This is a genomic window from bacterium, from assembly GCA_022763185.1.
Taxonomy (GTDB): domain Bacteria; phylum Bdellovibrionota_G; class JALEGL01; order JALEGL01; family JALEGL01; genus JALEGL01.
The window spans coordinates 1-15,311 of the sequence record JALEGL010000010.1 but is presented as its reverse complement, the minus strand read 5'-3'; the positions used below and the strand labels follow the sequence as shown (position 1 = coordinate 15,311).

The window sequence follows — 15,311 nt, the reverse complement described above, 5'->3', positions numbered from 1 at the left end:
ACTATGTGATATTCACCCAAGTTCATTGTGATTTATTGCTTATATATGATCCGCTAGAAATTGGTTCAGTTGATCAATATGAACACTCTCTTGCTGCATGCTATCTCTATGACGAACAGTCACCGTATTTTTTTCATTGCTGTCGTGATCAAAGGTAGCACAAAAGGGTGTGCCAATTTCATCTTGACGGCGGTAACGTTTACCAATGGAACCGCTTTCATCATAGAAGCTGACCCACTGTGAATCAATATTGGCTTGAGCAGCTTTGGCTTTTTCAGGTAAACCGTCTTTTTTAACCAAAGGCAACAGAGCTATCTGAATGGGCGCAAGCTTAGGCGAAAATTTCATAACCACCCGCTCTTCTTCTTCATGATAGGCATCACATAAAACAGATAAGATACTGCGATCACAACCTGCGGAAGTTTCAATAATGTAAGGAAGGTATTTTTCTTTACTGGCTTCATCATAGTAGTGCAGATTTTTTTTGGAATATTCTTCATGACGTTTTAAATCAAAATCTGTGCGGTTATGGATGCCTTCAAGCTCATGCCAACCAAAAGGAAATTCATACTCAATATCAAACGCGCCCTTGGCATAGTGAGCCAATTCATTTTCGGTGTGTTGATGAAAGCGTAATTTTTTTGGATTTATGCCAAGGCTTAAATACCACTGCCAACGTTTTTCTTTCCAGGCTTCAAGTTCTTGATCATCTTGTCCGGGCTTAACAAAATATTGCATTTCCATTTGTTCAAACTCACGGGTTCTAAAGGTGAAATTGCCAGGCGTAATTTCATTGCGAAACGCTTTACCAATTTGTGCTATGCCAAAAGGCAATTTCTGTCTGGAAGTGGTTAAAACATTTTGGTAATTAACATAAATACCCTGGGCAGTTTCTGGACGTAAAAATACAACATTGGCACTGTCTTCAACAGGACCCATAAACGTTTTGAACATCAGATTAAATTGACGAGCTTCAGTCAGTTCATTTTTTTTACAATTGGGACATTGGTCTGGATTTTCAAGCTGATCAGCACGATAACGGCTTTTGCAATTTTTACAATCTACCATAGGGTCAGTAAAATTTTCTACATGGCCAGAGGCTTGCCAAATGGTAGGATGCATTAAGATAGAGCTGTCCAGGCCTTCAATGTTTTGTTGGCTTCTCACCATGGAGTTCCACCAGTAATCCTTGATGCGTTTTTTTAATTCAATGCCTAAGGGACCATAATCATAGCAGCTGTTGAGGCCACCATAAATTTCACTGGAAGGGTAAATAAAGCCTCTTCTTTTGCATAAGGAAACAATTTTTTCCATGGAGGTGTCTTTTTTTGCAGGTTTTTGGGTCATAAATCTTAGAGCTCTTTTCTTTAAAACAAATTTACAAAGGCAAAGCTTGCTCTTACCAGAGATTATTTAAATTGCAAAGTTGTAGAAAGCTTTACTTGACCAGAAGAACACGGATACCTTGATTGGTTATGCTGTTGAGGACATTTAAGATGTGATCATTAGAAACACCCAGCTTTGATAAAGTACTCATGGATAAAGTGCTGATGATTTCAGAATGGGTTTCTTTGGGCGTGGTGTATTTTGAAAGGGTATTGGTGCTGATAATATTATCAGCCAAACGGTGGGCCTTTTCTCCTAAAACAATGGGGTCTATGCTGGCACTAAAAAGTGGCGTGTATTGCGTGGCATTGTAGGGGTTTAAAGATACCCAGGCAATGCCATTTTGTTGGCAAAAGCTACCAATGGCTTCATTGGCATCGGGGTGATTGAGTGTAATATCTCTGAGTTGAAGAAAAGCCTGAATTTTTCCTTTAAATGCCGGTAGAGCAGATTTGATATCAATAATTTTATCGGCTTTTACCGCCAAAACTTTAATGTTCTTTTTTTTTGCCAGAGCGGTGATAGCATCGTAATCGGCTTGAGAATACTTTGGATCATAAATAACACCCCAGGTGATGGGTGTTTTAAAAACCATGTCCACAATATCAAAGGCATGTTCAATGGGTTGCGCTTGGCCAAGCATGACTAAATTGGCTTTGGCTTTTAATGTGCCATCGTAGTAGTCAGCAGCAATGATGGGCGTGGTTGAAAACTTTTTAAGGAGCTTTTGCAAGGGGACAGCACCTATGGTCATGATTAAATCTGGTCTGATACTATGAATTTTACCCATCAGGGACAGCTCGCTGTCAGGACTGTATTTATAAGCAGAGACCTTGTGCTTCACCAAAGAAGAGAAGCCAGCAAAATATTTCTGACCAAAGGCCGTGTGATTGCCTTGGATGACAACAATACTGCCAGCATGAATCACAGAGAGTAAAGAGAAAACGAGCAATAAAAAGTAACGTTGATAAAACATATAACTTCTATTATGTCTGTTTATGCGCAAGCTTGCAAACAGATAGTGCAGTTCTGCGATTCATTTTTTGCTTGAGGCCTTAAGAATATGGCCCCTTAGAAGTTTTTGCAACACCTAAAGCCCAAGTCAGGCTCTTGTAGGTCGGCGTCCAGTTCAATTTGTGCAGAGCAACGGGCTTGGTATAGAGGCCTTTGCATTGAACCACCCTTAGCAACATAGCTATTGGGGCTATGTTTCCCTGAGCTTTGTGTCCACTCAAGAACATTGCCGCTGAGGTTATAAATATCCAAACTGTTTTTGCAGGCACTCTTGCTTGAATTGTTTTGCAGTGTTTGGGTTTCAAATGTGTCATTTTGAATGGCACATTGGCTTTGTTCAAAAGATGTTGAAAAACCGTACTTGCTATCTTCTAAAGATTTGCATGCATATTCCCACTCAACTGCCGTACACAGCCTTTTCTTCTGCTGCTGACAGGACTCTAAGGCTCTTTGCCAAGAAACATTGACTCTGGGCAGAGAGTTTTTTTGAGTGCTGTACTCAAATTGATCCATGCAAAAGGTTTTAACTTTGCTTTCTTTGGCTAAGGGCTCGGTTAGGTCATTGCGATCAGGATCATTTTCATCAGAACCATACTCAAAAGAACCTCCTTGAACTTTTTTCATGCCAGAAGGACACTGCTTGACCACTTCTTGTTGAGTCCCTTTTTTTAGCGATTCCAGTTCATCCAGGGCTTGCTCTAAAGCTTGGGCTTTTTCTTGGTTTTCTTGCTTAAGGCTGGCAAGGTCTTTTTGCAGTTCTTGAATGGTTTGTTCAGCTTCCAGGTCTTGGTGGATTTTTTCTTGTCTTTGTTTGAGTTGGACTATGGTTTTAACATCATTGCCAGAGCCAACAGAACGAGGTTGTTCATTGTCAGAAAAGTTGCTTTGGCTTTCATCAAGATTAGGGGGATCTTTTTGTGTAATGGAACTCAGTTCTTCAAGGTCTTGATCTGGGCTTGGTCTATTTTGATCTTCTTGAGTTTGATCGTTTACAATCGGATTTTTTGGTTCTTGATTAGGGCTTGCGGGCTTTTCAATGGCTGCACGCTTAGGTTTTGCAGAATTAAAGGTGTTAAGAAAAAAAGAACTGGCAACACTGATAAAGAGCATAATAATGAGCAGTCCAAAAGTGTATTTTTTTCTTTGGCCCTCAAACAAATATATAGAGGCCATTTGAAACCACTCTTTGATTTTGTGTAAGAGTAGGGGCTCTTTTTTAACGTTTTGTTGCTCTACTTCGTGATCAATAGAGCTTAAATCATCGGGGCGCACTTCTGTTTGAGCTGAGATCTCTTCAATTAAATGGCCGGGTACATCCAATAAAGAAGGGGTTTTGTTGAGCTGGCTGGACTCAGTGCTGCTTTCTTTGGGAAACTGGCTGTGCATTAATGTCGATAGCTCTGAAGCCAGCTCATCCATGCTGTATTTTTTAATAGATTCAGATAGTTTTTGAATCACTTCTGAACAGTTATTGGGGCGTGCCCACGGGTCTTTTTCCAAGAGCTGCATGATGCTTTGATTGAGGTAGTCAGAAATATCAGGTGCTAGGGATTTTAAAGGCTCAATTTGGGCTTTGCGGATGCGTTTGTAACGTTCACGGGTGTCTTCAGAGCTGTAGACTTTTTCACCAGAAATTAATTCATAAAGAATGATGCCTAAAGAAAAGATATCTGACCGTCTATCCAGGTTTTTGCCCATGGCTTGCTCAGGTGACATATAACTTAACTTACCCTGAACCTTGCCCGGTTGAGTTTTGGACAGTTTAATGCTGGCTTTGGCTATGCCAAAATCAGTGAGTTTGACTTGGCCATCGTGTGCTATTAAAATATTTTGTGGGCTGATATCTCTGTGAACCAACTCAAGCGTATTGTCATCATCATCTTGCTTGATTTGATGGGCATATTCCAAGGCTTTAGCAACCTGTAAGGCAATATATATAGCCAGATGTCTTGGAAACAGATTCTGAGATTTTAAGGTTTTTCTGTATAGATTTTTAAGATTGCTGCCATCAACAAACTCCATGGCCAGATAATAAGCATCTTCAACTTGACCAAAATCAAAGACTTGAACAATGTTTCCATGATGAAGCTTGGATGAAATTCTGGCTTCATCCACAAACATGGCCACAAAATCTTCATCTTCACTGAATTCTGGCAAAATACGCTTGATGGCCAAGGTTTTTTCAAAGCCTCTGGGGCCATAGAGTTTGGCTTTAAAGACTTCAGCCATACCGCCAACGGCAATTCTACGGGTAAGCAGGTATTTACCAAATTTTATCGGATATCTATAAGACATTAAGCTTTTGTTTTTCCTCGCTTTTTTCTAGTTGTGTGCGCAATTTTTATTCCTTGTCTACTGCCTAACTTCAGTTTATAACGCATATTCATTATGACATCACCACAGCACCAACATCCTGAGCACCCATTGGCTGCCATTATCCTTGCCGCCGGCAAGGGAACTCGCATGGACTCCAATATTGCAAAAGTATTGCACAAAATAGCAGGAAAACCCATGCTTCACTATGTTATTCGCACTGCGCAACAATTGCAAGCATCAAAAACAGCCGTTGTTATTGGCCATCAGGCCGATCAAGTGCAAAATTATTTCAAGGCTGAAAAAAACATTGATTGGGTGATGCAAGATAATCCCAAAGGCACAGGCGATGCTGTGGCCAGAGCCAAAGACAGCTTTGCTGATTTTTCTGGGCCCATTGTGGTTTTGTATGGGGATATCCCTGGGATTAGAGTGGAAACTTTGCGCCGTTTGTGGATGATGCATGAATCTGCCAAGCATGCCTTAACCATTCTTACCGCTGAAATGGACGATCCTGATGGCTATGGTCGGGTGATTGTCAATGCCGATGGCAGCGTATCCAAAATAGTAGAACACCGTGATGCCACAGCCTATGAACGTGAAATTTGTGAAATCAATACCGGCATAGGTATCTATGATTCCAAATTTTTATGGGAGAATATCACGCAGCTTAAGCCAGCCAACAAACAAAATGAGCTGTATTTGACCGATTTGGTAGAAATGGCCCGCAGCCAAAATTTACGCGTGGGACGCATGGTTTTAAAAGAGTCTTTAGAAATCATGGGCGTCAATGACAGAAGCGCCTTGGCTGATGTCACTCGTTTCTTTTTGGATGAAAAAGCCTCTTATTTTCTGGATAACGGCGTTCATTTAGAAGATCCAGCCAGCATCACGCTTGAATCAGAAGTTAAAATTGGCCAAGATTCTGCTTTGCAGGGCGAGGTTATTGTGAGAGGGCAAAGCGAGCTGGGTAAAAACAACCACATTGCTTCAGGCACTTGCATCATTAACAGCCAATTGGGTGATCATGTCAAGGTTGCCAACAATTGCAGTGTGTATCATGCAAATCTGGGTGAGGGTGTAAAGCTAGGGGCCAACACAGTTTTAGGAGAAGAATAGGCCATGTGTGGAATTGCCGGTTACATTGGTGAGCAAAACGCCAAAGATATTGTCATCAACAATTTAAAAAAACTAGAATACCGGGGCTATGACTCAACGGGAATTGCGGTTTTAGATCAAGATATCTCGGTGATTCGGGCCAAGGGTAAGTTGGTAGAGCTAGAAAAAAAACTGGAACATGAATCTGCCCCCGGTCATGTGGGCATAGGCCATACCCGCTGGGCCACGCATGGCAAGCCCAGTGATGAAAACGCCCATCCACACCGGGCAGAGCATGTGGTGGTGGTGCATAACGGCATCATAGAAAACCATTTAGAGATCAAACAAAACTTAATCAACAAGGGCGCACAGTTTAGCTCAGAGACAGACACAGAAATCATTCCACTGTTGATAGAGTGCAACATGAAACACAATGGCCTGGATTTTGAGCAGGCAGTATTAACTAGTATTGCGCAACTCAGAGGTTCATTTGCTTTTGCCGCCATGTCTACCACTGAGCCAGAAAAAATTTTGGTGGCTAAAAATGCCAGTCCTTTAATAGTGGGAGTGGGCAACAATGAAATGTTTTTGGCCTCAGATATCCCCGCTTTATTAGAATACACGCAAGATGTGGTGATTTTAGAAGATCATCAAATGGCCATCATAGAAAAAGACCAGCTGACGCTTAAAGACTTTAATAATAATGAATTAGACTACCAAGTAAAAAAAATCACCTGGTCACGCATAGCCGCAGAAAAAGATGGCCACAAGCACTTCATGTACAAAGAAATTTTAGAGCAACCCAGAGCCATTGCTGACAGCATGCGCTCACGCATCAGTGAGCAAGAAGCCAAAGTCAGCTTGTCTGAGTTGGATGGCTTAGATACAGAAGAATTCAACAAAATAGTTTTTTGTGCTTGCGGAACATCCTACCACTCTGGCCTATTGGCCAAACAATGGTTTGAGCGGTACTTAAGAATTCCTTGTGATGTGGAGTTGGCTTCTGAGTTTAGATACAATGACCCCATCTTAGATGATAAAACCTTATGGGTGGGCATATCCCAGTCTGGAGAAACCGCAGACACCTTGGCCGCATTGCATGAAGCCAAAGATAAAAATGCAACTTGCTTGGCCATTTGCAATAACATGGACAGCTCCATTGCCAGAGCCGCTGATTATGTCTTGTACACGCAAGCCGGTCCAGAAATTGGTGTGGCGTCTACCAAAGCTTTTTCAACGCAACTGTCGGTTCTGGCCATGCTGTGTGTGCATATGTTACAGGCTAAGAGTAAAGACAAGGTCAGTGAGCTGGTGCATGCTATTTTGCATCTGCCAGAAGCCGTACAGCAGTGCATAGATTTAAACCTTAATTTGGCTTCCATGGCGCAGCAGTACATGCAGTATTCTAGTTTTTTATTTTTAGGCCGTGGAGATGCTTATGCCATAGCCCTTGAAGGTGCTTTAAAGCTTAAAGAAATTTCTTACATTCACGCAGAAGCCTATGCCGCCGGAGAAATGAAGCACGGTCCCATTGCACTGATAGATCAAAACATGCCAGTCATGGCCATTTTGGGTGAGGGTATTCATCAAGAAAAAACTTTATCCAACATAGAAGAGGTTAAATCCAGGGATGCCAAAGTCTTGATTGTATGTACTGAAAAACAGGTACAAGATTTAAAGCTGGATCAAAACTATGATTGTTTACGCATCCCAGAATGCCACACCTTAATCAGGCCCATTCTAGAAAACATTCCGCTGCAGCTCTTTGCGTATCATGTAGCGGATCAAAAGGGCTTGGATGTGGATCAGCCCAGAAATTTGGCTAAGGCTGTTACGGTGGAGTAGGGGAGAGAGTGGATTATCCCAAGTAGTAACTAGAGATTTTTATTTTTATAGTGAATAAAATTTTTAATTGAAAATTACCAAAAGTATTAATTCTATGTATAATTTATATTATGAAACGTTATCAAATTTTCCTTATATTCTCTTTATTCGTATTTGTTTTTAATCTATTTGCCAATAGTTCGTCAAATGTAATTCAATGGAAAATTGATATTGAAAAAGTCTATGGGCAACCTATAAATAGAAAAAAATCTTCATATACTAATAGTAATATAAATAAATTAATTCAAAATGGTGTAAATAATAAAGAGATAAATACTTCATGTCAGTTTCAATATGACATTGATAAAATCTCTAAGGAGCAAAGTAAATTAGGAATAACAAACTCAGAAAGAATATGGGTTGAATGCAGAGTTGGTGACGTAATAGTAAGCAATAATGCAGTAGGATGTTCTAAATCTGTTTATAGTAAAGATCCCGTGTATGATGCAAATAACTTCATATATAAATCGAGAGGTAAGATGTTGGGAATATCAGTGACATGTTACTCAGAAAAAGAATAATGAAAATAAATAACATTGTTTGTGGAATGGAGTTGGATTTTCACCAAACTTCAGTCAATTGATCAATAAAGCCTGCATAATTATAGCAAAGCGCCTTTTCAAAAAAATAAAGTTGATTTTAAACTCTCCAATGAGAAATGGATTCAAATGAATTAACCTAAAAAGTCTACGAGAAATCGCTTTGTATATTTGATCATGTTTTTGACATCATCATCTGTAAACTCCTTGTGATGTCCGTGATCAGCGTTATTTCTTATGTCAGCTAGAGCAATAATTTGCTTACTTACAAGTTTACTATAAATATTTTTTTTTGCTAAGTTAGCGTTTAATACACTTATTTTAGTTTTATCATCAATCTTAATATTATTTTTTAAACTTAATTTACGTAACGAATCCTCTAAAACTGCTCCACATAATGATGCTGCAGCACTTATATAATTACTTTCAAAAAGTTCTTCACACTGATCTATAAAGTCACCAAGTAGCTCTGCTTGAACTAAAGATTTAAGGTCAAATAAAAATCCATCTTCGTAATCAGATAGAGCAGCTTTGACAATGCCGAGACATTCCTTAAAGTAATAGCTGTTATGGGCTTTTGTCTTATCGTCTGATATTTTTTTTAATTCATAATAGTGTACAGATTCTTCTCCACAAACTCTTTTGACTAAATTTGTTGCCTCAGTTCTAAATTGAAGATAATCAACATTGCTAGGTCTTCTTATTGGGATACCATTATCCCTTTCCAGTCCACAGTTATCTAAGAATTTATTGCCTGTAATAATTAAGTCACTAAACTTCTTTTTAATTTTTTCTAATTTTTCCATTTTGGAATTATACAATAAATTCCGGGGACAGCCACCGTAATTCTCCCATTTGCATAATTACAATTAAGTCGACTGAATTACTAAAGCTTGTTTGTAAGTCTGTGGCTTGTACTTCGACCACCACCAGGGTTTTGGATGAGAATGCCTTTTGTTTTTGATTTTTGTAATTTAATTATAATTCAGTCGACTGTCCCTGGAATTAAAAGGTTAGCTCATTAATCGAAACCAATCTTTTATAGTTAATTGAAGCCTCAATATTTCATCTTCTGCAAGGTCACAACAGTGAGCAATTGGTCCTCTAAGAGTATTGAGTGATGCCATTACCTTTTTCATCGCATTTTTTGTTGTAAATATATCATCAAATAATTGCCACTGCTTTTCAATAATTGAAGAAAGTTCTCCAAAGTTAGAAAAATCTAAATTATCTTCAGATCTCAAAGTAAAACCAGAATCTTGGTCTTTTTGGATTCTCTTCTGAACTTCCTGTTTTATATTTTGATCAACAGCATTTTCCCACCATGCATTTCCGAAATTTTTAGTCATAACTTCTCTAATAATTTGCCTAATTGAATTTTCTAAACAATAAAACACTTCATAATGCTCAGACATTATTTTAGCCTTATTTCGAATTACTTCGTCAAATTGTGGATAATAAGTATTATCTTTACGAAGATTTTTTTTGGGACTTAGGCTTAAATTATAGTTTTTTTCAACTTTTTTTTTGGAAGATTCTATCTGTAAGGTAGTCATACCAAAAAGTCTCACTTGATCTTTAATACTTTTCATTTATTTTTCTCACTTTTGTAAAAAGTGCTCTGATAAACTTTTAAAAATAGCATTAAAGACTTCAATGTCGGTAGTTTCTGGTAAATTTAAATTTATAGTATATCCTAAATTTAGACCAATACTTTGATTATCTAAGGCCTCCTTTTTAGTTGATTGAGGATTGTAATTGGCCATTTGTTTATTACTATCATCCACTGTATTCTTTTCTTGAGCACTTCCGTTTATAGTTTTTTCAAGCTCATCAAAAGATGCAAATTCTTTTAACGCTAAAAAAGTGTTTTTTGTAGCTTTTGTCGCAGATGAATCATGATCATTACCAGTAACTTGTACAATTAAATCTTTTAGTTTTGAGTCTGATAAATTGTGGACGTACTCATTCATTGAGTATAAATCGCTATATCCTTTTTTAATTGCTGCTGCCATGCTTGTTTTTGTTTTATTTGGATTTCTAAAGTTTTTATAAAGTAGTGTTGGAACACTGCTTTGGTCTAAAAAATTAATTCTTTTTAGTAAAGGTATCATTGCTCTTTCTGAGATACCCAGTTTAGTATTCAAATAATCATGTGTGAAAGTTTGAGGAGTTTGAGCTTCTTTAATTTTTTCAAGTAATTTTCTCAAGGCTCCAGTCGAGTTTACATAAGGTAAATTAGCCATTTCTTATTCTCCAGCCTATATAATTTATTTTTTGATTATCTTTGATGATTTAACACTTTTTTGATGTATCGTCAAAGTGCTTTAGGTAGCCAAATTCCGGGGACAGTCGACTGAATTAGAATTAAAAAATTCCGGGGACAGTCGACTGAATTAGAATTAAATATATGAAATCAAGGGACACACTATATATTCCAATTACTATAGACGATTTTTAAGAATACCTGATGTGTCCTGAATTTTACTAGATTTTGGATATAAATTGGTAAGCATTGATATTATTATTTAAATAACTAACATATTAAAGACTTCGATGTGTGCATATATTAATTTTTAATAAAAGGGTTAATTGTCAGAAGTAAAAAGTTTAAATTAGGCTATTCTTCATCTGAACACAAAAAACTATTTATATGACGTATAGAAAAATGATTATTTTCAATATTTGTAAAATGTTTTACCCATTTGGATGGCGTTAATGCAGTATGAATTTTAATATTATTTTTCATTTTCTGTAATATTGGATCAATTATAAAGTAACAGGCATCATTTTGATCGTACAATAATAATGCTGTGTGGTGATTATAGCTAACGGTTTTTTCGCCTGTCGTCATCTGTACTCTGTTAGGATATTTACTTTGTCTAAGGTTAATTTCAAAAACATAAAAGCCAAGGTCATCAAACAATTCAATGCTCTGGGTGTACTGATCAAATAAACACTTACATTCGGTGATGCAATAGATTGGTGTAAATCTATTGGTAGTTAATGTTTCATAAGCATGTACGATTTTATTTGAATCCGTTGTAGCGTAAATATCATTTAAATGTTGAGTTAATTTTTTAATGTTTTCATTTTCAAGGCTCTTGCAGCTTGGGTAATTATTCATTATTTGATTTTGTGAAAAAACAGGCGTAGCAATTATTAGAATTGCAATGCATAATTTTAATACGCTGCCAATACAAGTTCTTGGATCTGAAAAGTTAAAGCTATAGACATTTTTTATCATTCGTTAATACCCTACAGCTAATCAGTATATACTATTTATAAAATAAGAAAAAGTACCCAGTTACTTTGGGCAGCAGATTATTTCTAGATCAATATTTAAAATAAATATTTTGTAGGTATAATTTTTTAGGAAGTTAATTATCTTAAATAATTTGGATATTTTACACTTACCCAAAATAACCGGGTACCTCGTGACTTCAAAGTTTAGCTAGAAAAACATTCACCCTATAATGTACCCGATTTGTAACTGTTTTATGGCATTGCATGTATCTACTACCATTTAATATCATTATACAAATTGCTCTCTAGCATAATATCTTTATCCAATCCTCCATAGCCAAACTCATGTATGGGTCTTTTTTCATCATATCTTGGGTTTACCCACCACATTTCTATATTTTTATCTGCTGGATTAATTTTACACTCTTTTAATATTCTATCGAACACATCGTTTTTTAGCTTAATTCCAATTTGTTCGAATAACTTATCTTGTTCTCTATGAAGAATATTGGCTGCATGCAATACTTCGTGTGGAATTAGATATTCCCATTTACAGTTCACAGCTAAAGAATCGGAAACTAAACTGTTCGCATGGTAATCACTGAAATATAGATGATTTTGCTTACCTTCATAATCCCACATGCCGCATGTATTAGAGTCAAAATAAGCACTCCCAATTTGAGATGTCCTTTTTTTTATAATAAAGCCTAAAAGATCGTTTCTTTCTAAAAATTGATACTTATAATTATATGCAAAGAAAAAGAACTCGCATTGTAATAAAAAGTTTTTAGCTCTATTTATATATTTATTTAACTTTTTTTCATTTCGGATTATCAAATATCCTTCTGAATCATATTCATGATTGATAACATTGTCATTCAATAATTCAATTCGCTCTTCAAAAGAAAGGTTTGATTTTACTGGTCCTTTAGGGCCAACATTAATAATTATTTGTGAAAATAAATGATTTTGAAATAAAATAATTGCTAATATAATTAATTGAAAAAAGGTTCTATACATTTTGAATGAATCAAGCTTTCTCTATCGGCATCCTTAATGCCATATACATTTAACATGACATTTAAAAAGACTTGATAGTTATCGACACAATTCTTAGTATTTTTCATAACTACTTTGTTATTTTGTACTTGAATGCACTCTTTTTGAGTAAAATCAAAAGTAAAATCTGCCTTTTCAGGATCATCTTTAATCGCTTTGAGTAGCTCGGGCTCTTTCTCCTCAAGCCATTCACAAGCAGTTAATGCTCTTCTCGTATAGGAATATAGCTCATATACCTCAGTTTCAGACACAATTTGATCATTTTCTTGGCCAGAATCTTTAATTTTTGTTTTGTCATCTGTGGAAGTATTTTGATTTACAGAAGATTGTTTATTACAAGACAATACAATGAAGCAAAAAAGAACTGTGAATATTAATATTATATTTATTTTGATAACTAAACTCATATCACCACCTTCTAACACGATGTGTTAGTGTTAAGCAATTGAATTTAACATATTGATAAATGTTCATTATTTTCTCATACCTTTCCTTTCTTCAAACTTAATAGTTAATTTTGTTCCTTTATTGACTAGATTTTTCTAGATAAATATTTAAAATAAATCTTTTGTAGGTATAATCTTTTAGGGAGTTGCTTATCTTAAATAGTGTAGATTTTTTACAACTCCCCAAAGTAACCGGGTAGCTTTAAGCAATTGATATGCCAAAGTTTTAACAACCATTACAGGTAAGTAATTTGAAACGTAAGAGGGGTTACCACATAGTTTTAGCTTATATGTGACGAACAAAACTAAATAATTAACAACAAATTATTTACATTCACATCGAAAGTTAACAAACAGATGTTTAGAATTGATACATATATGTACAAAAATTAGACATGCAATGATGTGATCAGGTGTACTGGAGAACAAATAAAAATTTAGTTGCCTTGAAGAAAGGCCAACTTAAAAATACAGAATGAAAAGGTGAAAAGTACCCGGTTACTTTTGGGAGCAGGTTTTTTCTAGATAAATCTTTAAAATAAAACTTTTCTAGGTATAATTTTTTAGGGAGCTGCTTATTTTAAATAATGTGGATTTTTTACAACTTCTCAAAGTAACCAGGTACCTTATATTCTCGTAATTCAGGTAGTTCCGGGGATAGTTGACTGAATTAGTATTATGTGAGTAGAAGAATTACGGTAGCTGTCCCCGGAATTCATATTTATTTAAATCACAAAGTATATTTTTATGAATATAAATCTATTTTTTAGAGTTGGCTAAGGATATTGAAATATTTTTCAAGCCTTACTAAGTAAATTTTGCTCAAAAAGGTGTAATTACTTTTTGGAAGTATTGTATTAGTTAGTTTAGGTTCTTTTGAGTCAAGAACAATAGGAAGTGTAGATGCATAGCGGATTATTTTAAATAATTCGTAACCCAATCCTAAATTTCTGTGAGATTGTATTAATCCTGCATTCGCTAAAATAAAATAGTTTTTTCTAGTTTTAAATAAAGAAAAGCAACCACATACTTTGTTATTATGCTTAACAATAAAAAGTTGGACACGAATTTTTTTTGACACTGAAACCAGTTTTTTAGAAAATGTTATTTCTTCATTTTTTGGTAAAGAAAAAATTACACCTAATATTTTTGAAAATTCACTTTCAGAATAACACTGTTCATAAGTAAGGTTTGATATTTCTTCATTGAAGTTTTTCAAAAAAGGTTCCGCATAAAAATACTGAAACTCTTCATCGGCGAGTTTTTCAAATTTTGATTCGAGTGCATAAAAATAACCTTCAACATTTTTTTTAAATATTTTTCTCGAAAGCTAGCTATAATCTCTTTATTATATGGCTTGTCTTTTTGAGGAAAGACAACATTAAAGTGTTTTTGGGTAGATATTCCTGGATTAATTACTGCGCACAAAGGCTTTTCAATCTTTATCGCAGAAGAAATCGATCTTAGGTAAAAAGATTCTTGAAGATGATGAAAAATATCCAACTAAAATCTATTATGGGCGTTTAGGTGTTGTATCAATTGAAATCAGTAAATATTCTTCATCAGAAATCTTTTGATTTTCAAGCAAGCTAGATAAAATGTCTTTTTCTTTATTATTCATGAGATAGATCGTCACATAAGTAGTCTATTTCGTCAATTATAAGTTTACCAAATTTAGTGAATGAACACTTCTTCTTTATATCATCTATATTTTTTCTTAATGCTATAGAATATGAAGAAGTTTCTGTTTTTAAATACTGGCTAAGGTTAGTGTACGAGTATTCATATAGCGATCTTGCAGCTATTGACATGTAAAGTAAGGCAAAAGCACTATGCAAGGATCTAAATGATGGGCGCAGTGTGTTTTTTGCTCCAGAAAATACTAATATTGAAGGATCTTATGTGATTATCTTATCAGATAAAAGATAAATCATGAGAACCTGATGTCCAATTTCATGGAAAAAATCAATAGCCATTTGAAATGTAGATATTTCTGCGTTTTCTAAGGTATCAAAATTAGGGAAGTTTATAAAAATTAAACCTTTAGCAACGTGAGAACTGAAAGCAACGAAGTTATTTGGAGCACTCTTTATTGTGACTGGAATTTACAGATCGTATCATGGTAGTTCATTTGGTGCGATGGCTGTGAGTGGTGATCCAAGAAGACATTTTTTTCTCCTGATGACTCATGGGTTATTCGTGTTCCGGATCCTTATCCATACAGAAATTCAATTTATAGTGATAGATCAAAGGAAGAAGGAGACGAAGTTTTATTACAAATGATGGAAGATATTATTCTTTTAGAAGATCCCCAGCAAATTGGAGC

The 15,311-nt window shown here is 35.6% G+C and carries 13 protein-coding genes; 3 read left to right on the top strand and 10 right to left on the bottom strand.

The window, feature by feature from the left end; genetic code table 11:
- Positions 1 to 39 precede the first annotated feature (39 nt).
- The 3 genes from MRY82_06675 to MRY82_06665 all read right to left on the bottom strand — a co-directional run bounded on the left by MRY82_06675 (position 40) and on the right by MRY82_06665 (position 4,695).
- Complete coding sequence (locus MRY82_06675) at positions 40 to 1,347, bottom strand: glycine--tRNA ligase (GenBank protein ID MCI5072606.1); 1,308 nt, start codon at positions 1,345 to 1,347, stop codon at positions 40 to 42.
- Between the two features lie 91 nt (positions 1,348 to 1,438).
- Complete coding sequence (locus tag MRY82_06670) at positions 1,439 to 2,362, bottom strand: hypothetical protein (protein MCI5072605.1); 924 nt, start codon at positions 2,360 to 2,362, stop codon at positions 1,439 to 1,441.
- 95 nt (positions 2,363 to 2,457) lie between these two features.
- Complete coding sequence (locus MRY82_06665; protein MCI5072604.1) at positions 2,458 to 4,695, bottom strand: protein kinase; 2,238 nt, start codon at positions 4,693 to 4,695, stop codon at positions 2,458 to 2,460.
- Between the two features lie 93 nt (positions 4,696 to 4,788).
- On the opposite strand from MRY82_06665, the gene MRY82_06660 reads away from it, so the two are divergent.
- From MRY82_06660 to MRY82_06650, 3 genes are all read left to right on the top strand, one after another.
- Positions 4,789 to 5,832, top strand: coding sequence for an NTP transferase domain-containing protein (locus MRY82_06660; GenBank protein MCI5072603.1), 1,044 nt, complete (start codon positions 4,789 to 4,791; stop codon positions 5,830 to 5,832).
- A 3-nt stretch (positions 5,833 to 5,835) separates the two neighbouring features.
- Positions 5,836 to 7,656 (top strand): glutamine--fructose-6-phosphate transaminase (isomerizing), encoded by a 1,821-nt coding sequence (gene glmS / locus MRY82_06655; GenBank protein ID MCI5072602.1) that lies wholly within the window; start codon positions 5,836 to 5,838, stop codon positions 7,654 to 7,656.
- A gap of 110 nt (positions 7,657 to 7,766) precedes the next feature.
- Complete coding sequence (locus MRY82_06650) at positions 7,767 to 8,216, top strand: hypothetical protein (GenBank protein ID MCI5072601.1); 450 nt, start codon at positions 7,767 to 7,769, stop codon at positions 8,214 to 8,216.
- Positions 8,217 to 8,368: 152 nt separating this feature from the next.
- Here MRY82_06650 and MRY82_06645 read toward each other — a convergent pair whose 3' ends face one another.
- The 7 genes from MRY82_06645 to MRY82_06615 form a co-directional block, all read right to left on the bottom strand.
- Positions 8,369 to 9,040, bottom strand: coding sequence for a HEPN domain-containing protein (locus MRY82_06645; GenBank protein MCI5072600.1), 672 nt, complete (start codon positions 9,038 to 9,040; stop codon positions 8,369 to 8,371).
- A gap of 207 nt (positions 9,041 to 9,247) precedes the next feature.
- Entirely contained in the window at positions 9,248 to 9,826 is a 579-nt protein-coding gene (locus MRY82_06640) for a Swt1 family HEPN domain-containing protein (protein MCI5072599.1), read from the bottom strand.
- Between the two features lie 9 nt (positions 9,827 to 9,835).
- On the bottom strand, positions 9,836 to 10,480 hold the full coding sequence (locus MRY82_06635) for a DUF5343 domain-containing protein (GenBank protein ID MCI5072598.1): 645 nt from the start codon (positions 10,478 to 10,480) through the stop codon (positions 9,836 to 9,838).
- 374 nt (positions 10,481 to 10,854) lie between these two features.
- Positions 10,855 to 11,361 (bottom strand): hypothetical protein, encoded by a 507-nt coding sequence (locus MRY82_06630; protein MCI5072597.1) that lies wholly within the window; start codon positions 11,359 to 11,361, stop codon positions 10,855 to 10,857.
- 392 nt (positions 11,362 to 11,753) lie between these two features.
- Entirely contained in the window at positions 11,754 to 12,500 is a 747-nt protein-coding gene (locus tag MRY82_06625; GenBank protein ID MCI5072596.1) for a hypothetical protein, read from the bottom strand.
- Complete coding sequence (locus MRY82_06620; protein ID MCI5072595.1) at positions 12,476 to 12,946, bottom strand: hypothetical protein; 471 nt, start codon at positions 12,944 to 12,946, stop codon at positions 12,476 to 12,478. The genes MRY82_06625 and MRY82_06620 overlap by 25 nt, the downstream gene beginning before the upstream one ends.
- Before the next feature lie 805 nt (positions 12,947 to 13,751).
- Positions 13,752 to 14,204, bottom strand: a complete 453-nt coding sequence (locus MRY82_06615; GenBank protein ID MCI5072594.1) for a hypothetical protein — start codon at positions 14,202 to 14,204, stop codon at positions 13,752 to 13,754.
- Positions 14,205 to 15,311 lie beyond the last annotated feature (1,107 nt).